A 24,581-nucleotide genomic window follows, 5' to 3' on the forward strand; every position below is an offset into this window, starting at 1 on the left:
CTAAATAAATTAGAATTATGAGCAAAAGATTTAATTTTATTTGTTTATAAGTTCACTTGCAGCAGAATCTACATTAGATAAAGTTGTTTTTAGATCTTGGTTTCCAAGCAAGTAGTTTTGCATTTGTTTACCGTAATCTACATGTGCTGATCCTGCATCTCCCCATTCATTCCAAGGACAATAAATATGACCTGCATTTATAGCTTTTTCAGCTCCCTTAAAGGCCTCTGGAAGAGTAAATGAAGTTCCAGTTAAGTAAGAAGATCCTCCTTGATTGTTTTCCCATAAAGCTTTTTGTCCCTCTTCTGTAGATATAGCTTTTAATACTTCCATTGCTGCCTCTTTATTTTTAGATTTTGAGTTTACTGCAAATCCACATCCAGGTCCACCTATTAACCATCCATCGCTAGGTTTTGTTCCATAAAATGGCATCATATTAAGTTTTAAGTCAGGATTTTTTGACATAATTGCTTCTAAGTCCCATGGTCCTGAACAATACATTGCAGCTTTTCCAGTAGCAAATTCCTCTAAAGCTTGATCATGGTCTATTCCAGTCATATCTTTAGTGTATATTCCATCCTTTATCATCTCTGACCACTTATCTAAGTACATATTCCATGTACCATCCAACTTAACTTTTCCTTCTCTATACTCTTGTCCAAAGTTTTTACCAGCATCTGTTGATAAATACTCTGCTGTTACAAAAGCCATAGAATTCTTTAATAAAGGTTCCCATGATTTCAATCCTGCTGCTAAAGGTTTTATTCCTAAGCTTTGGAATTTCTTACAAACCTCAATGTATTCATCAAAGGTCTTAGGTATTTGAATGTTATTTTCTTCAAATAACTTTTCGTTATAATATATTCCTTCAAACCAACTTATTCCTGGTAAAGCATATATATTATCATCATACTTATAAACATTAGTACCTGAATCTGAATACTTCTTAGCCAAATCGTTTACATTTTCTAGATATCCTAATTTAGCATGTTTTAATGCTGATGCTGGAGATTCACAAATTATATCTGGACCCTCTTCAGCTGATAATTGAGTATCTATTATTGTGTTATAGTTTGAGTTATCAATAAATTGATACTCTATTTCCACATTTGGTAGTTTTTCAGATAAATACTTTAACATGTCTTTCATTGTATCTTCATTATTCCAGTTAGTCATACGAATCTTTACTTTACCATCTTTTGCTTGAGTAGAATCAGTTTTATCACCACATCCTACCATTGCAGTTGCTCCAATCATCATACATAAAATAGCACTTAGAATTTTTTTTCTCATATCTCTTCCCCCTTTAATTTATCCATCTCTTTAATGATGCAATAGCTTATAAATTATTAAGTTCATCTTATGATTAAATTATAAAATCATTTAAGTTATTAATAAATAATACATTTTTTCGAAACATTGTACAATTTTACGTTGTTTTTTATTAATAAAAAGATACTGTATCAAAATAACTTTTAATAAAACTTAAAGCATTATAAAGAGAATTTTAGTAATTTTCTCAGTATGCTTCTATATTTTATCCATTAACTTTTGATACAGCACATTAGTTTATTGCTTAATTTAATTTATTAACTATTTTAGGAAGTTTTAGCGCAACGCATATGTAATTGTTTTTAACTAAAGAACACTCCAAATTACAATCTATACCATAATAGAGTTTTATTCTTTCTTTTACATTATATATACCATATCCTTTTCCTGGCTTATTTAGCATCTCTTCTATGCTATTAATATCATTATTATTACTACTATTATAAATTTTAAAGATTAAAGAATTTTCATTCTCCTGGAATTCAAATATAATCTTTCCTCTTTCTTTTCCATCATTACAATCAATTCCATGCTTAATAGCATTTTCAACTATAGGTTGTAGAATAAAATTTAACATATTATTTTTCAGTCCATTTTCATCTATTCTATATTCAACATCAAAGCTATCTGAATGTGCTATTCTTTGAATTTCAATGTAGGATTTTATATTATCAATTTCACTTTTAATATCTGTTATATCTTGTCCATTATTTAAGCTAGTTCTATAAAATTTAGCTAGATATCCTGTTATATCACTTATATCATCATTTCCCTCTCTAATAGCCTTCCACTTTATAGTAGATAAACTGTTATATAAAAAATGTGGGTTTATCATAGCTTGTAATGCTTTAAGCTCAGTTGCTTTCTTCTCAATCTCAATTTTATATACTTTATTTATCATATCATTTAAGTCCCTTGTCATATGCCCAAAGCTATTTGTCACAATTCCTATTTCATCAGTATCATCTGTAAAAATAGGATTATTGAAGTTTCCCTTTGAAACATCTTCAGCCTTATCCTTAAGTAATAATATTCTTCTACTTAAGGCTTTAGATAATATATTTATTAATATAAACACTGCAATTAAACAAAAACTTACTATTAATAAAGTTGAGCCTATTATAGGAATTAATTTCTCTGTTATTTTATTTTTGTCTAAATAATAAAATACCTTCCAATTTGAAGCATCAATATTATTTTCACATATTAAATACCTATTTTCTTTTAAATTTGATTTAGATTTTATATTTAATATATTTTCTAAAACTAATTCGTTTATTTTACTATTTTCCATCAACTTTTTAAAAACTATATTTCCACTATTATCTTTAATAATAATTCCATTATCTAAAAATTTCATATTTTCTAAAGGCTCTGTTATGATACTCATAAACAATTCAATTCTAAGAACACCTATAACTTTACTATTAGTTGTAGTATCTAATATACTTCTAGTTATAAATAATTTTCCATCCTCATAACTCCAAAATGGCTTAAAACTCTTTTGACTTTTTTTATACCATTCTTCATCATCTACAAAATTACTTGGATTTAAAAATGAGCCTATCTCTCTACTTACATTAGGAGTATATATATTTATTTCCTTTATGTAATCATCACTAGTTATAAAATACCAAAATATAGGCTCCACAGTATTATTTAAGGTTTGTGCTATTGATATATTATCATTAGGCTTATTTTCTATAATCTTCCTAAAGTTTAAGTTATAAGCAAGATATTTTGCATATCCTTCTTCTTTTTTTAATTTAAAGTCTATCTCATCAGCAATTCTAAGACTATTATTTTCCATTGTCTTCTCAGTTTGTATTAATAAATTTTTTCTTGATTCACTAAAACTATAAACTCCTAAAACTATTATTGGTATAGATACAGATATACTAAAACTAATTATTAACTTCTTTCTTATAGATGCTTTTCCAAAAAACCATTTCATTAATTTCTCAATCATACATAACCTCACTTATCTTAACTATTTTTACGTTTAAATTGATTTGGAGTTACTCCAAAATAATTCTTAAATATACGATTAAAGTATGATTGATTTTCATATCCACACGCCTTACCAACTTGTACAATTTTCATATTACCTTCTTCTAAAAACTCCTTAGCCTTATTCATTCTAAAGTCAGTTATATATTTAACTATATTTGAACCTGTTTCTTTCTTAAACACATAACTTAAATATGAAGAAGTAAAATTAACCTTATCTGCAATATAATCTAAACTTAATTCACTACTATATTCATTTTTTATTATCTTTATTACTTTATTAGCTATACTTTTCTCATCTAAAATATCATTATTACATTCCTTTGCAATATCTTTAATAATGGATTCAAAAGCCACTTTTAAGGTTTCACTTGAATTACATTTTAATATATTTTCTATAAAGTTCTTTTTCACTTCACTATTATATATATCAAAGGATTGGCAAAGTTTTTCTATTAAATCATAAAAAAGATGATGTATGTATATAGTACTAAGTGATCCTGATTCTAACATGTATTCTATAAGCTTATTTATGTAAAACTCAATGTCATTTAAATTTCTTTCATTTATAGAGTTTTTAAGATTTTCCTTTACATTCTCTATTTCAAGTGTGTATAAGTCATTAGGTTTATACTTATTAACTCTAATAATCCTTGATTCAAAATCATAAATATTTTCCTTTATATTATTTAACCCTTTTACCTCATCATAAATTTTTTCAATTCCACAAAATACATTACTAATAAAAAAAGACGAATTTTCATTTGCTAATAATTTAATTTCTCTTGATAATTTACAACAAACTTCCTCTAAAAATTCCTCTTTTATTTTTAAAGTGCTATACAATAATAAATATGATTCATTAGGATAAAAATTTATATATTCATACGGGATTTTTAGATATGTATTTAATAGATTAAAGAAAATATACTCCCTCTCCTCAAAGAAATTATCTCTTGTTTCTATGTTTATTAATGCTAAATATTTATCTTTTAGCTGTATATTGTATACGTTTAACTTTTCATTAATATAATTTTGATTATTGTGGTTAGCTAACAGCTTATAAAGTAAAATCTTCTTACTTGATTCCATAAGCAATTCTTTTTCTTTTTCTTCTTCCTTTCTTTTTACACAACTTTTTATCACCTCTTCCAAAACCCTTTTAAACTCATCTACTTCAATAGGTTTAAGTAAATAATCAACTACTTTTGCCTCTAAGGCTTTTTTAGCATAGTCAAATTCACTATATGCACTAAAAATTATTATTCTAATTTTAGGATCATATTTAAATGTTTCCTTTGCCAATTCTAGTCCATCCATAAAAGGCATCTTTACATCTGTAAAAAGAATATCTATATGATTCTTCTTTATGTACTCTAAAGCCTCTTTTCCATTTACAGCTTTGGCTATATTCAAAGGAAATTCATATCTTTTTATAAGAAATTCAATCCCTTCACGTTCTGTAGCCTCATCATCCACTAATAGTATTTTTAACATCTCTTATACTCCTTTTATGATTAAAAAAATTTTAAACCTCAAATAATAATTATTATATAAAATTAATTACCAATTCTACTTTAATATAATATATAATATATAATAAAAATTCAATAATACTTAACTTTCTCCTAACAATAGAATTGTTAATTCCTATATAAAATGGGCTGTATCAAAATATAATAACAAAACTTATTTTGACACAAGCCCAATATGAGAAAATTCCCTTATTAAAGTTATATTGAATGTTAAAACATATTCTTTAGAATTTCTATTCAGTATATAAATTAATTGCTAGTTTCACTTATATTATTTATTATTAACTTCCTAATCATATCAAAAGGAATTATAGTTATCGCAAATAATATAACTATTATCCAATTGCTTAGTGTTATAGGTGTACAACTAAATAGCTCTCCACCCACAAGTGTTAAGGCCACTTGTACAATAACTATTATAAGCATAACTTTTATAAAATCTTTGTTTTCATTTATATGCTCTAAAAGATTTAATCCTTGACTTCTTACATTAAATCCATTAAATACTGCTGTTAAAACAAACATTGAGAAATATCCAGTTAATAATCTCTCTTTACTTGAGAACATATTAGTAAAGAATGGAACCTTTAAGAATACGAAACTTATTATTGTTATCCATATTCCTGCAAATATAATTTGTTCCATCATTTTTTTAGAAACAATACTTTGCGTTCTTAACTTTGGCTTTTCTTGCATATATACTTTTAATGCTGGTTCTGAACCTAAAGCTAAAGCACCTAATCCATCCATTATTAAGTTTATCCATAAAATATTAGTTATACTAAGAGGTTGATCTATTCCTACGAAAGGTGCTATAGCACAAACAGCTACCGCAGCTACGTTTATTGTTAATTGGAATTTTATAAACTTTAATATATTGTTGTAAATAGTTCTTCCATATAGTATAGCATTTTCAATTGACTTGAAATTATCATCTAATATAACTATATCTCCAACTTCCTTTGCAACATCTGTTCCTGACCCCATTGCAAACCCAACATCTGCTCTCTTTAAAGCTGGTGCATCATTTACTCCATCTCCAGTCATTCCACATACAAGGTTTAGTTCCTGAACTAATCTTACCATTCTTGATTTATCAGTAGGTAAAGCTCTTGCTATTACTCTTAAGTTTGGCAAGATATTTTTAACTTCTTCGTCTGTCATATTATTTAATTCATCTGATGTTAAGGCTATATCAACAGAATTTTCTATAAGTCCACAATCTTTTGCTATAGCTACTGCCGTTTCTTTTCTATCTCCTGTAATCATTACAACTTGTATGCCAGCATTTATTACTTCTTTAATAGCTTGTTTAGCTTCTGTTCTTACATCATCTCTTATCCCAACAAAACCAACCATTACAAGGTCATCAGGTAAAACATCTTCAATAAGATCACTTTCACTATAAGCAAAAGCTAAAACTCTCATTGCCTTATTTGCTAATTGGTCTATTTTTTTATCTATATCTTCTTTACAAACAGAAACTATTTCACCTTGACTATTTATATATTTTTTAGCCTTTGATAATAGTTTTTCAGGAGCTCCTTTATAAACTGTGATTCCTTTTAATTGTGATGCAGAATATTTATTAGCTGAATTAAATTGTTGATTTCTTAAAACTTCTATATCTTCATATTTATCAAGATTTTGTTTTGTCAAGAATTTAAGTAAAGCTTTATCAGTAGCATTACCTCCTATGACTTCTCCACTTCCATCAAACATAGCACCTGTATTTTTGCCAATACACCATGCCATAAGCTCTTTTATTTTTTCACTACTTTCATAGGTATTTTTTATATCTCCATCAAAGAATTCAACAACTTCTAATTCACCTTTTGTTATTGTACCTGTTTTATCACTAAATAATATATTAAGAGAGCCTGCTGTTTCTATTCCTATAGGTTTTCTTACTAAAACATTATTTTTTAACATTTTTGATGTATTTCTCATAAGAACTATAGCTATCATTAGTGGTAATCCTTCTGGAACAGCCATAACTATTATTACAACAGCAACCATTATAGTTTCTAAAAACTCTTTAAATATTTCTATAAAACCTAATTGAATATATGCACTAATACTACCAGCATCAATCACATGTTTACTCATTAATGCGCAAGCAATAACTATTGCTCCAATATATCCAAATTTAGATATTTTATCTGCTAAGTCTGAAAGTTTTACCTTTAATGGGCTATCTACAGAATCATCAGCCATATCTTTAGCCATTTCTCCCATAACAGTATCCATACCTACTCTTCTAACTAACATTACACCAGAACCATTTACAGTAACAGTTCCTTTGAATAATGAAGTTTCATCAACAAATATGTCTCCAGTTATTGTAGCAGCAGCTTCAGAATAACTTTCACTATTAAAATTTGCAGTTGTAGCATACTTTTTACACTCTTCTGATTCACCATTTAAAATAGAGTTATCTACACTAATTGAACCTTCAATTAAAACACCATCAGCGGGTATTTTATCTCCCAATTGTAATATTACATAGTCCCCTACTACAATTTCATCAACATTTACCTCTATTACTTTTCCATCTCTATATACTTTACATATTTCTTTTTTAGCACTACTCTTTAACTTTCTATATTCATTATCAGATGCTACTTCTGTTTTAGCTGAAATTGTTGTAACAAGAATTATTGATATTACTATACCTATAATTTCTCCCCAATCAGCATAATGCATAATTGCCATTACACCCAATATACAAGCTATTACTAAGAGTAGCTTTATCATTGGATCGCCAAAAGCTTCTTTAAATTTATCAAAAAAAGTTTCTGGTGGTGCTTCTTTAATTATATTAGCACCATACTTTTTCCTATTTTCATCGACCTGTTTCTTATTTAGCCCTTTAAACATATCATGTCCCCTTTAAAACAAATAATAAACTTTTTCTAACATTTATATTTTACTAGTATAATACAAAATAAAAATATACATGAAAAATATTATTAGTTTTACATGTATATTTTTCTTTTTAAATACTAAATAAATCTTATAAGATTTATTTAGTATTTTCCAAACTATTATTGGTATAAAGCTAAGATTCCATTTAAATCTGCTATTTTTCCTTCTCCAACAGCTTTAAATTGCCATTCGCCAGCTTCTCTTATTAATTCAGCAAATATTACTGATGTTGCTGTTGAACCATTTTCTTTTAAGTTAAATTTACATATTTCTTTTCCATTTTCACAAGCATCAAGAAGTCTTACATAAGAGTTGTTTACCATTCCAAAAGTTTGTCTTTTAGCCTGTGCATTATGTATTGTAACAACGAATACTATTTTTGCAATACTAGGATTTATAGCGTCTAAGTCAATGTTTATTCTCTCATCATCACCATCTCCCGCACCAGTCCTATTATCTCCTTCTAAATAAATACCTTGTCCTTGTTTATTATTAAAGAATATAACATTTTCAACAGTATTAAATCTATTATTAGCATCTAAAAGAAATGCTGCAATATCTAAATCAAAATCTGATCCATTATTAGCTACATCCCATCCTGCTCCTAAAGTTACCTTTTTAAGACCTGGATTTCTCTTTGTTAAGTCTAAAATATCATTTTTTTGTAAGTTTAAAGTTATATTCTGTGTACTACTATTTTCTCTTCCAAAACCAGTTCCTAAATTTATAGCCATTTTAATCACTCCTCATCTTGATATTTAAACTAAAATTTATTATCTATACATTGAAACTAAAGAACCTACTGATGCTCTTAGAAGTTCTCCTTTAGCTTTAAATCTCCATTCATTATTTTCTTTTGTTAGCTCTGCAAATATTATTGCAGTGTTATTTCCACCATCTTCTGACAAGTTATATCTACAAATTTCTTGATTTCCTTTATCTTCATTGACTAATCTAACATATGCATTTTTTACTTTTGAAAAGCTTTGATTTCTTTTTTCAGCATCATATATAACAACTGAAAAAACAACCTTTTTACAGTATGATGGTAGTTCACTTAAATTTATAGATATTTTTTCATCATCTCCTTCTCCTTCCCCAGTTAAGTTATCACCATGAAGTTTAATACCTTTCCCATTCATATTACCAAAATAAATAACATCATTATTATTTCTAACAGTTTCATTTTGATCTAATAATAATGCTACTAAATCTAAATCATAATCAGCAGCAAATGAAAAGAATCCTTTTTTAACAACATCCCAACCAGCACCTAACATAATATGATTTAATTCTGGATCTTTTTTAGTTAAGTCCAAAACATCATTTTTTTGTAAATTTAATATTCCACTCATATTTGTTCATCCTTTCAATTACTTATAAATTTATTTTACATATAAATGCTTAAAATTCCATTTAAATCCGCTATTTTCCCATCTCCTATAGCTTTAAACTGCCATTCTGTTCCGTCTCTATATAATTCAGCAAATATAACTGAAGTAACAGTTGATCCATTTTCTTTTAAATTGAACTTGCACAGTTCTTTTTCATTATTTTCAGAATCTAGTAATCTTACATAAGAATTTTCAACCATTCCAAATGTTTGTCTTTTAAGTTGTGCATTGTGAATTGTAACTACGAAAACTATTTTAGCAATATCATTTCTTATCATTGATAAATCTATTTGTATTCTTTCATCATCACCTTCACCAGCACCTGTTCTATTATCTCCTTCTAAAGCAATACCTTGTCCAGTCATATTGTTAAAGAATATAACATCCTCTGGAATATGTGCTACCTTATTATTTGAATTTAATAAAAACGCAGCAATATCTAAATCAAAATCTTGTCCAACTGTAGCTACATCCCATCCTGCTCCTAAAATAACTTTTTTTAATCCAGGATTTTTCTTTGTTAAATCTAAAATATCATTTTTTTTAAGATTAAGTGCTCCTAACCCATTATTAATTTCCATTCCACCATTAAATCCACCTAAATTTATACCCATAAAAATTCCTCCTTTTAAATATTTGCGATCTGTTAAGTTATAAAAAACTATATATGTCTGGATTTGAGATAAGTAGGCTAATCAAAAATATCAAATTAAAGATACCTAATATTGATATCTTTAATTAACCTACAAAAATCAAATCACACCATATTTTTCAAAAACACAAAAATTTATATTAATAATTAGTAATGACTTAACATCTATATAAAATTTAAATTGATACAAACTCTTTTTTCATATTATGTTTTAAAGTCTCAAGTTTTTTAGCATTTTCTTCTCTTTCAACTCTATTGCTTTCTTGAATTGCTTTTGTATCTTCAATCCCCTTCATTATAGTTGCATATGATTTTTCCAAAGTTTCAATTGCTATAGAGCTACCTGATGCCATCTTTGCAATTTCAACAGATTGTCTTGCTGTACTACTGGCATTTCTCATTATTAATTCATTAGTTTTATCATCTAATTGTTTTATTGATTTAGCTTGTATTTCTTGTCTTTTTAATATAATTGCTTGTGCTAAACACTGTTTAAATATTGGTAGTGTGACAATAAATGATGAATTTATCTTTCTCATTAAATTAAAGTTTGACATTTGAATTGTTTGAATCATTGGTGCTGCTTGTATTGCAACATTCTCAGCTATCCTCAAGTCATATACCCTTTGAGATAGCATTTCTTTACTTATTTCAAGTTTTTGAACAATCATTTGCTTTTCTTCTTGTCCCATTGTAATATCATTTGACATTTGGTTTAGATACATATCTATTTCTTCTAAAGCCATCTCTCCAGCTACTATATATTTTTCTAACATTTGATAGTATTCAAGATTACCGTCATACAACTTTTTAAGATGTGAATTAGATTCTCTTATATCATTTTCATATTTCTTAAGTAAAATATATATCTTTTCAACTTCATATCCCATAGTATCGTATTTTTGAAATAATTTTGCTACCGTATTACCAACATTTTTAAATATTTTAGACATAAAAGACCTATCTTTAGTATTCTCTAATTCTTTTATATCAAATTTATCCATAAGCTTTGTTAAGCTACTCAACATTTCTGTTGCTTCTTCTGATTTAACCGCCTTCATTGAATTTAAAAGTTCATCAGATATTTTAGATATATTTTCACTAGCGCGTTGTCCAAACATTATTATTGAATTTGGATTTTGAACCTCCACTTCTCCAGTAAGATCTTGAACTTCTTTCATCCCTCTTAATCTTTGCTTATAAGCTGTTAAATCTTGAAAATCTAGTTGATTATACTGTTGATTATTAACTCCATTATTGTTATTAAACATTCCATTCATATTTAGATTTCCACCTTGGTAACTATTATTCATTCCATTCATGTTTGGGTTTCCACCTTGGTAACTATTATTCATTCCATTCATATTTGGGTTTCCACCTTGGTAACCATTGTTCATTCCATTCATGTTTGGGTTTCCACCTTGATAACCATTATTCATTCCATTCATATTTGGGTTTCCACCTTGGTAGCCATTATTTATTCCATTCATGTTTGGATTTCCACCTTGGTAACTATTATTCATTCCATTCATATTTGGGTTTCCATATTGGTAGCCATTATTCATTCCATTCATATTTGAGTTTCCACCTTGATAACCATTGTTCATTCCATTCATATTTGGGTTTCCATCTTGGTAACCATTATATCCATAACCCATATCATTGATATTTGAATCTTCTAATGAATATTCTGTATCCCATTTGTTTAAATTATCATTTTCATTTACATCCTCTAAATTATTACTAAATTGTTTTTCCATTTATTTATCACTCCATCATATATTTTTTAATATTCTAGAAAAAACACTTTGTTTAAATCCTAAAATTGATTTATATGTTGAATCATAACTCATTTTTTGAAGTCTTATATTGATTATTTTTCCTTCTTTTATTATATGATTTATATTAAATAATCCAGATGGATTAAAAATCACTATATCTATGCCAATAATATGAATATATCCTAATAACATTGTCATTGATTCTGAAATTTCTTCTTCTTCATTTAAATAAATTACTATTTTAGGAATATCACCTGTAAAATCAAAATTATCTATTAATCTAACTATCTTTTCATTAAGAGATAAAACTAACACTAATAACTTCAATGTTGTTTCTTTTTCCAAATTTATGTTAAACAGTTGGTTATTCAATATAATTTCATTTACCTTTTTTAGCATAAAATTTTGTACTTCTTTGCTATACTTTCCAAACTTATATATTGATGTTTCCTTAACTTCTTCTATATCAAATGATCCATCACTTAATTGACAAAACATCAATTCATATACATTATCTGTTAAAAGATATTCATTAGATATATCTCCACTATTAAAAAACAAAGTATTTGGAGATTCAATACAATATTGAACCAATTTTTTATACTCTAACATATCTAAAAATTGACCATCTATTTTGTAAAAGAAACAAGGAACAGTAACAAGTTCACCGTCAACCCTAAACCCTTCTCTAAGTTTAGATGGTTCATTCCAATAAGAATATATATCCTCTAAAATAGCATCTAGTAGAATACTCTTAGTGTACCCCCTTCTAAATTGCCAAGGTTTATAAACTCCAGTTCCTTCAAATAACATATCTTGCACATCTTTTTGTATTTTCTTAGTAGTAGATTCTATTACAGTATTATCCTTTCCTTTTAAAGCCCTTTTTTCAAAAGATTCTAATGGCAATATTGACATGCTTTTTTTACATTGACTTAAATTATCCTCATCAATTTCATTAAAATATTCTTCTTTTAATGAGTTTATATAAACAACATCAAATCCCATTAAATATAAAAGAATTAAAAAATAAACTTCATGTCTGCTTATTTCTCCATAATAAACACACTTAGGATTATTCTGATCATCAAATTTTATTTCCCTTATAAAACTATATGTCCAAACTATGAGCTTCGTAATAAAATTATTTCTAACATTATCATTTAAAAAATTTTCTTTTTTTATGGAAAGTAATACTACATAGTTTAATGCTTCTAGAAAAAGTTTATTTATATTTTGATTTTGAAACAATACTATTTCTTGAGACTTTATATTTCCTACATCCATTCTATCCAGTTCATCATATATATACTGTATAAGTTCAAACTCAGCATTAACTGGTATTGTATTTTCAAATAATAAACAAATTTCTTTATGTAATTCAATTTCATTTTTTAATTCTTTTATGGAATTATTGTATAGCTCTTCATTATCAGCACCTATAAATCTTAAAAAACACGGCTTAAAATTTTCATAACTATTAATTCTATATTTATAATTTTTAAACATATAGGAAGATATAGAATAGAACTCGATATTCATAATATTAACCTTCTCCATCTTCTTGTAATATTTTGTATTATAAATTCATTTTATCAAAAAAAAATGTAACTTTCTATATTCATTTGTCAAATAATACTTTTTTGTTCAATTTTTCAAATAAGAATTTAAATAATTTTTAAAAAAATATATTTTTAAATTCACTAATTAACACAGTAAAATTAAATGTATAAAATAATTGGTATTCTGAAGCCAAAAAAAATAGAAAGTCAATATTTTTCAATATCAACTTTCCTATACTATTTATTATTAAATTTTCATTTTATATCTTTGAAATATTTTTAATATATACATCTGCAAACGACTCCAAATTCTTAGTGCTTTCTGTTGATAATCCTGAAATCATTTTTAATTTTATTTTATCAAATATTTCTTTTTGGTCTTTTTCAATTATTCTTCCTTCTAAACTTTTAGTAAGTAATATTGCCTCTGAATAATTTTTATTATCTATAAATTTTTCTAGTTTTTTCATATCACTTTTTACATTTTTGTCGTATTCAGTTTTTTCATCTATATATTTTTTAAGATTATCTACACATTGTTTAAAAACAGGAAAATCCTTCTCTTTATTTCCAATAAACTTAAGTTTAACCTCAGCTTTTCTTAGGTTACCATTTTCTAATGCCTTATTTGCTTCCAAATAACTTTCAACCATATCTTTTAGTTCTTTTGCCTCTTTATTTTTAGGATTTTCATCTAAAGCTAACTCTAAAGACACAACTGCCTTTTCATACTGTCTTTTATTAATAAGTTCTTTACCCTTATCTAATGCTTTAGCTGAACTAATACATGGAACAAGATTTAATACTAAAACTGTAATTAATAATACTAATATTAGAGCTTTAATATTTCTTTTCACTTAATTAACCTCCTGTCAACTACTCTAAATTATTTTAATTTAAACTAGCAAAGTAAATTAAGAAAAATTATAATCATATAATAATCTTTAATACCTAAATAATCATTTTTTTAATTATATCCTTTCTTTTAATAAACAAATAAAATAAATTATCTTATTTACAACTCCCTATATAAACTTACTAATATGTAATTATTAAAACTTTTAATATTTTCCTATAAAACCACCTTCTATAAAAAATCATATATTTCTACAATTTATCCATTTCCTTTTTATCCCAAATTAATAGTATCACATTTTTAATTATAAGTAAATATTTTTAACTCACAAAAATAATAATGAATAAATTGGTAAAATTTTCGAAACAATATATACTGCTTAACTAAAAATACTTAAATCAAAGAGAGTAATTTAATAAAAGCAAATTACTATCTTCTAATCCTTCTCATTTATTAAATTTCATCCTAATCCCGTTCTGTACCCAAACATATTCTTTTTGTGCAGACAATTAAAAAGACTATATCAAAGCATTTGCTTAATCATAAAAACTTATATTTTTATATAAGTTTTTATGATTAAATTACTTTTAATATAGTCTAATATAAATATATTTTTAATCTTTAATATATTTATCTAAGTTAGATTCTTCTGGTTCATCTGTAAACTTATAGAGGCTAAAATCTTCTTCTACCTGCTTTGATGTTATTCCATCAAAAAGTATAGCATCAAGATTTTCTAAATCTTCTAGAGCAACTTCTCTATCATAATCCTCCCTTGTGATTTTCAAATAATACTCCCTAATAATCGTACAAAGCTCCCTTGGAAATCTAATATGTCTCATGGCTCTTATTATATGCTTTTCGTCTATAGCAATTATATTTAAAGCATAATTCATTTTCTCAGAAAATTCAAAATCTTCAGGAGTAAAATTTAAATCTAATCTAATATCACTATAATCTACAGCATCCTTAATTGATAAGGTAAATCCAACAAAATCATAATTAATATCAAAATCTTCTCTATTAAAAAATTGAAATCCAAAATCAACTTTTCCTCTACTTACGCCTCTAAAACTTTTCTTAGCTTCACTTGGAAACTTTAGAATAACTAGGAGACTATCCTTATCCGTCAAAAGACTAACCATATCTTCCGAAATATCTATAGAAATCTTGCTACCAACTTCTAAATAACAATCACCATCTTCATAATTAGATTCTAGTTCCTGAATGTTGTCCTTTCCTAAAATCTGATATAAATAGTTTTTAAATTCAATATCAAATTCATTTCCCATTATTTAAGTCGTCTCCTTCATTTTTAAATAACCTTCAACTATTATATATCAACAACATTATAGTTACAAACAATATTTTAACCATTTTTAATTCTAAAAAGGCTTTAACAATAGAGCATAACCTCTCTATCTTAATAATTAACTAAGTTCTTTTAAATAATCTAATATTACTTCATCTTGTCCTTAAGCTTTAAAAGTACCTTTCTTATTTCATTAACCTCTTCACTAGTAAAATTTTCAAACACACTATCAAAGCTATTATTTATATCACTTCTAAAGTTTCTTACAAACTCTACTCCTTTTTTAGAGAAAACTATATATGTATTTCTCTTATCCTTTTCATCCTTAAATTTCTCTATATATCTCATATTCTCAAGTCTTGATACTATTCCTGACACAGTTCCTTTAGATAAGGACATTTCATCACAAAGTTCCTTAACTGTAACTTTACCTTTATGAGCTATAAGTTTAATAACTGTTATTTGTTGGTGAGTAAGACCACTTTCTTTAAGCCCTTCACTTACCTTCCCCATTGTATTTGAATAAATTTCCTTTATAAGCATAGCTATTTCAAATGAATCATAATTCATATAACTTCCTCTTTTCCTAAAAAATAAATTTCAAATTATATTTCTCCACAATATAAATAATATAAAAAGATATAAATGATTTCTTATATAAAATTAATGGTACATAAAGTTTTCTAAACTCTATGTACCATTTAATACCTTTATACTAAATTAGCTAATTTTATATTTAACTTTTAAATTATCAAATGTAAAGAATCCTATAAAGAAATATACACCAGCCATAAATAGTGCTGCTCCTAATCCCATATAAAAATCTCCTAAATAAACAGGATTAAATATCCCTAAGCTTCTAACTGAAATTCCAAAGAAAATCATAAAGCCCATTATAAGATAACTTTTAAAATCAAAAAATGAAAATACACAATGTTTATTAAGTTTACTATTTACTATTCTTGTTGTATGTTTCTTAAACATTTTACTAAATATAAATTTAAAAAATACAAAAAATATAACTGCCGCAAAAATAATTGTTATAATTAAATTTCCGTGATGTGACATAACATCTCCAAATCCTAAAGTAAATACTCTAAATCCTGCAAATCCCCATACTAGTCCTGCTATGAAAAGTAAAAATCTCTTACTAACTCTTGGAGTAAATTTTTTAATTCCATCCATATTTGACATCTCCTATAAAATAATTTTATTCTATTATATCTATACCAACTCAAAACGGTTCGCATAGAAACTATTCATCTCTATGCAAATCATTCTACTCCTAATAATTATTATTGTCAAATATTTTTTTATTTATTTTCATCCTTATATAATAACCAATAAAATTAATTGTACTAAAACTTTATATTTACTAAAATTATGATATATTAATAAAAATTAAGCTTTCAAAGATTTAGTATAAAAGCAATTTTTAAGGAAAACCTAAGTATGTATCCTTATAGAAGTTAAGACTTCATTTTTGTGATTGATGTTCATCACCTCCTAAAAGTCTTAATTTCTCAAATTTTCTATATGCCTTTTTAAATTGAAGATGGCTATATCCTATATTTCCCTCTTCTAAGAAACTTTAGGTATAGCCACCTATCTTTATTTAATACTATTTTTTTATAATATTAATTTAGGGTGAATACTTCATAAACCAAGGCCCTAAACGTACTTCTGTAGTAATATCATCATTTTCAAGACTCATTTTTACATATTTAATAATTTTATAACCCAAACCACAATATTCAGTGGAACCTCCATCTTTATAAACACCAATTTCCACTGAAAAGATTGGCTTTTCATTAGTTTTTATCATATAATAATCAGTGGACATTAATATAGCCCATATAATTACTATTGTGATTACACTTATAATAATTTTTTTCATATCATACAATCCCCTAATTTAGTTATTTTTATCTATTGCTTTCATCTCCAACTTTTTCAATATTCAAACTAATTACCAACTTAAAATATTTTGTGTTGCTATTTTTTGATACTCATTGCAACATATAAGTTTGCAATCATCTTCTCCAAAATATTCAGAAAAATAAAGCCTTTCCTCTTCTAGCTCTTCTATTTTATCGATCTTTCCTTTAAGATAAGATTTTATTCTGTACATAGTTGAATCACATCTTGCCATAACTCCACCAAGTCTAATATCTATAACTTCAAATCCTTGTCCTTTACATTCATTATACCATAACTCCCTAAAACTCTTATGAAAACTCTTTAACTTTTCTTGTATTTCTGGAATAAAATTATATGCTATAAGTCTTAAGGCATCTTTATCCTTTTCTAAATAAGCTTTTCTTATCTCTAGTCCTATCTCACTTTTAACTGAAAGATAAGCAGAAAGTTTGGAATACATATTAAACATTAATTTAAATTGGGTACTTCTTTCTCCTATTTCCTCATATTTTTTAGAAAGCTTAATATAATGTTCTTCTAAGTCCAAACCCTCTAAATGCTTATCAAAGGCTCCTAAAAGCAAATCTTGATAGGCTATATACTTTGAAGGATTACAACCCTCCATATTAGGACTTTTAACTGATGGAACAATATCTAACTCTTCTAAAGAAGTAAAATCATCCATGCTAAGCCCTGTTAAAACCTTGCATCTTTCATCTATCCATTCTTTCTCTACCTTATCATAATATCCATGCTCTCCAAATAATATAAGACCTACCATTATTGAATATATTGGCGTTTCTGACCCATCATCTCCCCAAGCAGTAGCAAAAACTTCCTTCAACCCTTTAGTCTTACATTGATTTAAGGCAGCATTTGTTGTTTCAAATGTCTTTGAATAGTTTGGAGCAAAGCCACTCCATCTCCAGCATCCTCCTGCAAAGATAATATTATTATTAAAGTTATCTCTAATATCTAGAAGATTTTTATATTTTTCTTCATCAGAATTATAATAATCCCAATAAACTAAAGAAACTTCCTCTGGAATATTATTAGCTATTTCAGGAGTTATAACTATATCTAAATCGTAATATCCACCATCTGGAGCTCCACACCTTAAAAACATATCATCCCAAATCATTGGCTTAAAATCATATTTTTTTGCTATTTCATTAACCTTATTTAAATGCTCTATCATAAGCTTTTGGTGAGGAACATGTCCATGTTTAGTTAAATAATATCCTCTTCCTAAATCAAAAGCCTCGTCCATTCCTATATGAATATTTTTACTTCTAAAACATTCTCTTAAGGAAGAAATCATTGATTCTATAAACTTATAAGTTTTTTCTTCTCCTACTAAAAGTACATCTTGGGTATCTTTTATTCCTTCCCCATAAGACCATCTTAAAGTTTGTTTTAAGTGAGCCAAAGTTTGAATACAAGGCACAACCTCTATACCTAAAGAATATCCATAATCATCAATTTCCTTTAACTCTTCTTTGCTATATCTCCCTCTCATATAACCAAAGTATGGATAATCATCAATCTCATAAGTATCTTCAGTATAAATCATAAACCTACTATGTCCCATTAAGGCCATATACCCTAATATCTTTTTAACCTCAGAAACCCTATAAACAGCATTTCTTGAAGTATCTATCATTACTCCTACTGAATCAATATAAGTTTTTTCACTTTTAAAAAAACTCTCCTCTCCCTTTTTAACAAATTGAAGATATAAACTAAATGCCCTAAAAAAATGATGTTTTTTCTTATATCTTATTTCATTATTTTTTCCTCTAAGGACTTCTATTACATTTTCTGATTCTTCAGGAAGCTTAGAAATATTTATAATTTCTAAATTTTCATTCTTACTTGCATCCTTATTATAAAGCTGAAAATCAATTAGTTCTTCTAATCCCTTAACAACTTCTAACATTTTCTCATTTAATCCAACTAATTTAACTCTCATCTTTATTCCCCTCTCATATTAAAATAGGCGTTTCCTATATAATTCTACACTTAAATCAAATATCCTACTAAAAAATTTATTTTCTGATAAATAAAAATAATTTTTTCTAAAAACAAACTTTTTATTGACTAAAATTCAACTTGAATATATAATTTAATTGAAATTGATTATCAATAACATAAAAGGAGAAATAATAATGCCACTTATAATTTCATTATTAATAACAATATTCTTAAGTATTGTTTTTTACAAAGAAATAAAAAAATATTCCTCAATACTCTACATAATAGCTACTCTAATAGCTATATTTTTTATAGTATTTATGAAAACCAATCTACATAACTATATTCCTAAACATATAAGTAACTACACCATAGGAATATTCTCTAAAAGTACTTTTTCATTAGCTTTATTTACTATAGTAATGTACACTGGGACTTTAAGTAATTCATTTAAATATAAAAAAAACCTAATGGCTATAAGAGGAGAACTTTCAATAATCGCTTGTATCTTAACCTTAGGTCATAACATTTTATATGGAATATACTACTTCCCTACTTTCTTTACTAACCCACATTCTTTAACTTATTATAAGTTTTTTGCAACCTTATTAAGTTTAATCATGATATGTTTAATGATTCCATTAATGATTACTTCATTCAAATGTGTAAGAAAAAAAATGAATTATAAAACATGGAAAAAAATTCAAAGATCAGCATATTTATTTTATGGTCTAATATATGTACATATAATGCTTTTATATATACCAAAATTTGATAAAAAACTCTTTGAAATAATATTATATAGTATTATATTCTTTGCATACTACTTCTTACGTATAAGAAAGCATTTTAAAGCTAAAACTAAATCTTGCTTAAATAGATAAAGCTTAATCTTAAAATGGACTAGCTCTTTTCTTATAAAAACTCTATATGAAAATACCTCTCTTTCAAACAAATTCTTAAATCTATAAGCACTTTTTTATAAAAAAGAAAAGCTATTCATCTTACTGAATAGCTTTTCTTTTACTCATTCAACAATACATACCATATAATGTAATTTATTTAATAATTTAAAAATTATTAGAAAACAACATTTTAACATTTTACAAAATACTTACTATTATGTTAATATATTTTAATAACAATATTAATCAAAGGGGAGATAAATGTTGTTTTCTTTAAAAGAAGAAAGTAAGAAAATCAAATTAATATTATATACAATTATTTCAATATTTTTTATTATAGGAATTTATACTGTAATTAAATACGGAAATAATTATTTGTTAGGTAACTTTGAAGAATGGAATAATGATGATGTGAAATATGTTAGAAGCGCATGGACATTAATAGATACTGGTAAATTTACATATCATAACGTAAATGATGAAACAATATTTATAATGCCTGGTTTACCTTATACTATGGCGTTATTTATGAGTATATTTGGTAAATTGGGTGGTATCACTGTATTTAGAATTTTCCAAGTAGTACTCATGAGTTTAAGTTTTCTACTAATATTTTTTATTGGAAAATTTCTTTTTAATTCTAAAGTAGGAATTATAAGTTCAATATTAAGCGTTTTATATTTACCTAATCTTTTCTCACCTAATTTACTTCTAACAGAAGTTATATTTTATTTTTTAATATTACTATTGGTGTATACAACATTAGTAGCAATAAAGTCAAAAGAAATAAAACATTATATTCTAGGTGGTATAGTATGGGGAATAGCTACACTATTTAGACCTACAGTTGGAGCATATCCTATTGTAGTATTAATTTTATGGATATATAATAACTATAAATTTAAAGATATACTTAAGTTCACTATAGTAGTATTATCAGTATTTTGCTTAGTAATGAGTCCTTGGTGGATAAGAAATTATAAAGAATTCCATAGATTTATTCCTTTCACCTTGTCATCTGGAAATCCTATGATACAAGGTTCATATATAAATTATGATACTACTATAGATTTTCATCCTTGGGAAATAACTGATGATGTAATAAAACAAGAGGAATATTATAAGGATAATTTAGTATACAGATTTAAAAATTATATACTAAAGAAACCACTAACTTATGCAAAATGGTATTTAATAGATAAAACAGTTATTCTTTGGATAAGTCCATTCTACTGGAAACCAGTTTATAATATCCATATAGTTTTTGTTGGAATTTATCACTTGCTATTATTAACTCTTGGATTTATAGGTATGTATTCAATATATAAAAAATCTAGAAATAACAAAATTGATAAAACATCAAGAATATTATTTTTGTTATTTATCTACTACAGTCTAGTTCATATACCTTATATTACATTTAATAGATATTCTTATCCTATGATATGGATCTTTATTATATCTTCCGCATTTGTGATAAATAATATACTAACCCAAAAGCAAGAAAGACCAAAACAGATATTAAATACTAATAATATAGTATAACTTTACAATTATATTAAAAAGAGTTATATGATTTAAATTAAAAGTTTTTTAAGTACAAGTTACTTTAACTTTTAATATCTACATCATATAACTCTTAAACATTTTTAAGTTGTTTACTTTAAAGTAGAATACTCTATTCACTAACTTCTTTGTTAGCAAGACTTTTTTATTTATATTAGCCTTTAAAACAACTTAATTTAAATTTTGATTCCTCTTTGAACCTTGGTACTTCATAAAGTACCCTACTCACCGTTGAGATTTTTACCTGTTTTTGATTTGCTTTCTGCTATTATTTTTGAATAACCCTAGCTTAAATTACCCAAAAATAAAAGATAGATACTCAATTTGAATACCTATCTAGGAAAATCTCTACAAGTTAATTGATGACTCTCTATATTTTAATCATACTAATCCAAGCCACCTCATTGTAGCTTACCATTATTAACTTAAATATAAATTTAAACAAGTTAAATAAACTAACTCATAAATAGTTAGAACTTTATTAAAATGGCTATATTCCTCTTCAGTATGATAAAATTTCAATCACTTGCCTCTTTCCCCAGAAAGATAAACTATTAGTTTTGAATTAGGCAGGTCTCCTGGCTCATAACTATATCTTCTTAACACCTTCCCATGACTAATCACAGTGGCATATCGTTAAGTCGAAGTCATTTACAGTTGCTGGGGGCAGCTTTAGTTTTACACTAAATTCCCTATTAAGCATCACTGCACCTATTTCAAAAGTAGATTTTAAATATCTACTCAATTACATTATATAAATAAATTCTTGAATTTTCAATACTTTTATTAACAGTAAAATTGTTAAACAAATCTAACATTTTTTTACTTATACCGGTTTCTTAACTATTATAACTTTGAACTCTATTAAAGCACTTTATATAAATAAGAAATTAAATATTAAAAACTCTAGTATAAAATTTCTTATTAAACTTTCCATACCCACCCCACCACTTCCAATATTTGTAATTATTCGGAATTTAAGTTATAATTAATATGTAAACTTAAAAGGATTTGAGGTGTTTATTATTATATATTTATATTTCTTTCTAATAATTTCAATAAGTATTTTCTTAGGTAGAGGAAAAAACTTAGTAAAACAAAAACTATTTTTAATTTTATCTTTATTTTTAATATTAAGTGGAATAATTACTTCATTTCTAATAAAAAGTATATTTTTAACTAACTTAAGAATCCATAATCAACGTTATGATTATATAAATCTTGAGTTTATAAATTGGGCATTTAATAAATTTAACTCTTATTTTAAATGGTCTTATTTATATGTCATTATAGTAATAGGAGTTCTCTTATATAATCTATATACAGATCAGAATATGAGAAATAAAGAAAACTTAAAGCACTTTACCTATATTTGTGTAACATCTATGGGAGTTATACTAACTGGTTCAATAATCTATTCATTTAGTTCCGTAAATAAAGTCTTTGATATACCATTATATTTAGAAATAACAGCTTTTTCTCAAATATTTATACTTTATATACCACTAGTTGCAATGAGACTTTATATAGGAAATCCAGAGGTTGAAAATAAAATATTTAAAGTAAAAGTCTGTAACTAAAATATCTTGTTACAGACTTTTTGCTTTATAAATATGTAGCTAATTAAAAAAACATCATAAATATTTCAAGTAAAATTGAAATTGTTACAAGTATGTATGGAATATTTGTTTCTTCTGTTTTTTTTATTTTAATAATTATTGCAATTATTGATATAAATCCAAATAACCAAGCTATAATTTGTTGCACCATATAATTTGTTGGTAAGCTAGTTGCATTAAGGTAAGCTATAAACATTGACCATACAGCTAAAAAATAAAATAATACATTTTTTATTTTCTGATTTTTTAAAATAAAAATTAAAGATATTCCTAATACACTTACTACTAGTATAAATATAAATAATGTCAATAAATATCCAAGTGCCATATTTATTTCCTCCTTTAATAATATTTTTCTATGCTTTTATAACATCCTGAAGTTATTGAAAGTATTATGAAATTCATTTATAATCTATTCAAATATTAACTTAAATAAATTTGAAAATCAAGTCTATAAATTTAGAGAGATTGTTAAATATTAATTTCACTTTTTTATAAGTCTTGTCTTTTAATAATTTTTAATTCAAAATAAAAATAAACAAATCAAATAAAAATTTAACGAGAGGTGATTCATATGGAAAATTTAAAATTTAATGATTTATTTGTTAATATTTTAGGTATATTAGGTAAATTTCAAACTACGTTTATATAATGCTTATAGATAATGTGAAATTATTAATTTTTAAACAAAAGTAGGTGATTTTTATGAAAGTTTTATTAGCTGGAAAACCAGTTGATGTTTGGGAAATTAGTAAAACAAATAATCAACCTGATTGGGTAAAAAAAGCTTTTGCTGAAAATTATCTTTATTGGTTAGATAATAGACTTCGAATTTTAATGTGTGGTTTAAATCCATCTATGAAGAAAAATTTGAAAGTAGGAGCTATAGGAACTGTTGGTGGAGGATTTTGTGGTTATGCAATGTATAGTGTTGGGTATATTGGTGATTTTTTAGACGCTACTAATCACAAATTGCTTTCTAAAAAACAATTCTACAAAAAATATCAAGTTATAGAAGAATAAAATTTTAATATATTTAGTTTATAGATAATAAATCGAGCTATATCACTTATGATGTGGAACAAATAAAATAGACATATTTTATTTTCGGTCTTATTATCTATATACTATCTAATCACTTATCTATCAGTCTTAGTAATTTTTAAGTTTCTATCAATATTTCTACTAAATACTATAAAGAATAAAGTGAATATAAAAAAACATAAATATTAAAA

At 25.7% G+C, this 24,581-nt stretch carries 20 protein-coding genes and 1 riboswitch; of the genes, 4 read left to right on the forward strand and 16 right to left on the reverse strand.

Annotated elements, in window-relative coordinates; all coding sequences use genetic code 11:
- Window positions 1–36: 36 nt before the first annotated feature.
- The 15 genes from Q1J60_RS06660 to Q1J60_RS06730 form a co-directional block, all read right to left on the reverse strand.
- On the reverse strand, window positions 37–1,293 hold the full coding sequence (locus Q1J60_RS06660; RefSeq protein WP_300259818.1) for an ABC transporter substrate-binding protein: 1,257 nt from the start codon (window positions 1,291–1,293) through the stop codon (window positions 37–39).
- A 283-nt stretch (window positions 1,294–1,576) separates the two neighbouring features.
- Complete coding sequence (locus tag Q1J60_RS06665) at window positions 1,577–3,301, reverse strand: sensor histidine kinase (protein ID WP_300259820.1); 1,725 nt, start codon at window positions 3,299–3,301, stop codon at window positions 1,577–1,579.
- A gap of 17 nt (window positions 3,302–3,318) precedes the next feature.
- Window positions 3,319–4,839: a response regulator transcription factor gene (locus Q1J60_RS06670; protein ID WP_300259822.1), complete on the reverse strand. Its 1,521-nt coding sequence runs from the start codon at window positions 4,837–4,839 to the stop codon at window positions 3,319–3,321.
- A gap of 287 nt (window positions 4,840–5,126) precedes the next feature.
- Window positions 5,127–7,757, reverse strand: coding sequence for a calcium-translocating P-type ATPase, PMCA-type (locus tag Q1J60_RS06675; RefSeq protein ID WP_300259824.1), 2,631 nt, complete (start codon window positions 7,755–7,757; stop codon window positions 5,127–5,129).
- A gap of 167 nt (window positions 7,758–7,924) precedes the next feature.
- Entirely contained in the window at window positions 7,925–8,539 is a 615-nt protein-coding gene (locus Q1J60_RS06680) for a TerD family protein (RefSeq protein WP_300259826.1), read from the reverse strand.
- Between the two features lie 39 nt (window positions 8,540–8,578).
- Complete coding sequence (locus Q1J60_RS06685) at window positions 8,579–9,160, reverse strand: TerD family protein (RefSeq protein ID WP_300259828.1); 582 nt, start codon at window positions 9,158–9,160, stop codon at window positions 8,579–8,581.
- 35 nt (window positions 9,161–9,195) lie between these two features.
- On the reverse strand, window positions 9,196–9,813 hold the full coding sequence (locus tag Q1J60_RS06690) for a TerD family protein (protein ID WP_300259829.1): 618 nt from the start codon (window positions 9,811–9,813) through the stop codon (window positions 9,196–9,198).
- Window positions 9,814–10,027: 214 nt separating this feature from the next.
- Window positions 10,028–11,611, reverse strand: a complete 1,584-nt coding sequence (locus Q1J60_RS06695; RefSeq protein ID WP_300259831.1) for a toxic anion resistance protein — start codon at window positions 11,609–11,611, stop codon at window positions 10,028–10,030.
- 15 nt (window positions 11,612–11,626) lie between these two features.
- On the reverse strand, window positions 11,627–13,174 hold the full coding sequence (locus Q1J60_RS06700) for a YceG family protein (protein WP_300259833.1): 1,548 nt from the start codon (window positions 13,172–13,174) through the stop codon (window positions 11,627–11,629).
- 280 nt (window positions 13,175–13,454) lie between these two features.
- Entirely contained in the window at window positions 13,455–14,051 is a 597-nt protein-coding gene (locus Q1J60_RS06705; RefSeq protein WP_300259835.1) for a hypothetical protein, read from the reverse strand.
- Window positions 14,052–14,664: 613 nt separating this feature from the next.
- Window positions 14,665–15,342 (reverse strand): hypothetical protein, encoded by a 678-nt coding sequence (locus tag Q1J60_RS06710; RefSeq protein ID WP_300259837.1) that lies wholly within the window; start codon window positions 15,340–15,342, stop codon window positions 14,665–14,667.
- A gap of 167 nt (window positions 15,343–15,509) precedes the next feature.
- Window positions 15,510–15,932, reverse strand: coding sequence for a MarR family winged helix-turn-helix transcriptional regulator (locus Q1J60_RS06715; protein WP_300259839.1), 423 nt, complete (start codon window positions 15,930–15,932; stop codon window positions 15,510–15,512).
- A gap of 150 nt (window positions 15,933–16,082) precedes the next feature.
- Complete coding sequence (locus Q1J60_RS06720) at window positions 16,083–16,547, reverse strand: hypothetical protein (protein ID WP_300259840.1); 465 nt, start codon at window positions 16,545–16,547, stop codon at window positions 16,083–16,085.
- A gap of 457 nt (window positions 16,548–17,004) precedes the next feature.
- Window positions 17,005–17,259: a hypothetical protein gene (locus Q1J60_RS06725; RefSeq protein ID WP_300259842.1), complete on the reverse strand. Its 255-nt coding sequence runs from the start codon at window positions 17,257–17,259 to the stop codon at window positions 17,005–17,007.
- A 72-nt stretch (window positions 17,260–17,331) separates the two neighbouring features.
- Window positions 17,332–19,254 carry a beta-N-acetylhexosaminidase gene (locus Q1J60_RS06730; RefSeq protein ID WP_300259844.1) on the reverse strand — a complete coding sequence of 641 codons (1,923 nt, stop codon included), beginning with the start codon at window positions 19,252–19,254 and terminating at the stop codon, window positions 17,332–17,334.
- Between the two features lie 196 nt (window positions 19,255–19,450).
- Between Q1J60_RS06730 and Q1J60_RS06735 the strand changes: the two genes are divergently transcribed.
- The 3 genes from Q1J60_RS06735 to Q1J60_RS06745 all read left to right on the forward strand — a co-directional run bounded on the left by Q1J60_RS06735 (window position 19,451) and on the right by Q1J60_RS06745 (window position 23,307).
- A complete protein-coding gene (locus tag Q1J60_RS06735; protein ID WP_300259846.1) occupies window positions 19,451–20,140 on the forward strand; it encodes a ferric reductase-like transmembrane domain-containing protein in 690 nt (229 codons plus the stop codon).
- Between the two features lie 282 nt (window positions 20,141–20,422).
- The gene (locus Q1J60_RS06740) at window positions 20,423–21,706 is read left to right on the forward strand and encodes an ArnT family glycosyltransferase (protein WP_300259847.1); all 1,284 of its coding nucleotides are present in this window, start codon (window positions 20,423–20,425) and stop codon (window positions 21,704–21,706) included.
- A 572-nt stretch (window positions 21,707–22,278) separates the two neighbouring features.
- Window positions 22,279–22,457, reverse strand: a riboswitch (cobalamin riboswitch).
- A 604-nt stretch (window positions 22,458–23,061) separates the two neighbouring features.
- Window positions 23,062–23,307 (forward strand): hypothetical protein, encoded by a 246-nt coding sequence (locus Q1J60_RS06745; RefSeq protein WP_300259849.1) that lies wholly within the window; start codon window positions 23,062–23,064, stop codon window positions 23,305–23,307.
- 43 nt (window positions 23,308–23,350) lie between these two features.
- Here the strand turns inward: Q1J60_RS06745 and Q1J60_RS06750 are convergent, their stop codons facing one another.
- Window positions 23,351–23,674 (reverse strand): hypothetical protein, encoded by a 324-nt coding sequence (locus tag Q1J60_RS06750; RefSeq protein ID WP_300259851.1) that lies wholly within the window; start codon window positions 23,672–23,674, stop codon window positions 23,351–23,353.
- Window positions 23,675–24,051: 377 nt separating this feature from the next.
- On the opposite strand from Q1J60_RS06750, the gene Q1J60_RS06755 reads away from it, so the two are divergent.
- Window positions 24,052–24,369, forward strand: coding sequence for a hypothetical protein (locus Q1J60_RS06755; RefSeq protein ID WP_300259853.1), 318 nt, complete (start codon window positions 24,052–24,054; stop codon window positions 24,367–24,369).
- The last annotated feature ends 212 nt before the right edge of the window (window positions 24,370–24,581 follow it).

Source organism: Clostridium sp. (assembly GCF_029258205.1).
Taxonomy (GTDB): domain Bacteria; phylum Bacillota; class Clostridia; order Clostridiales; family Clostridiaceae; genus Sarcina.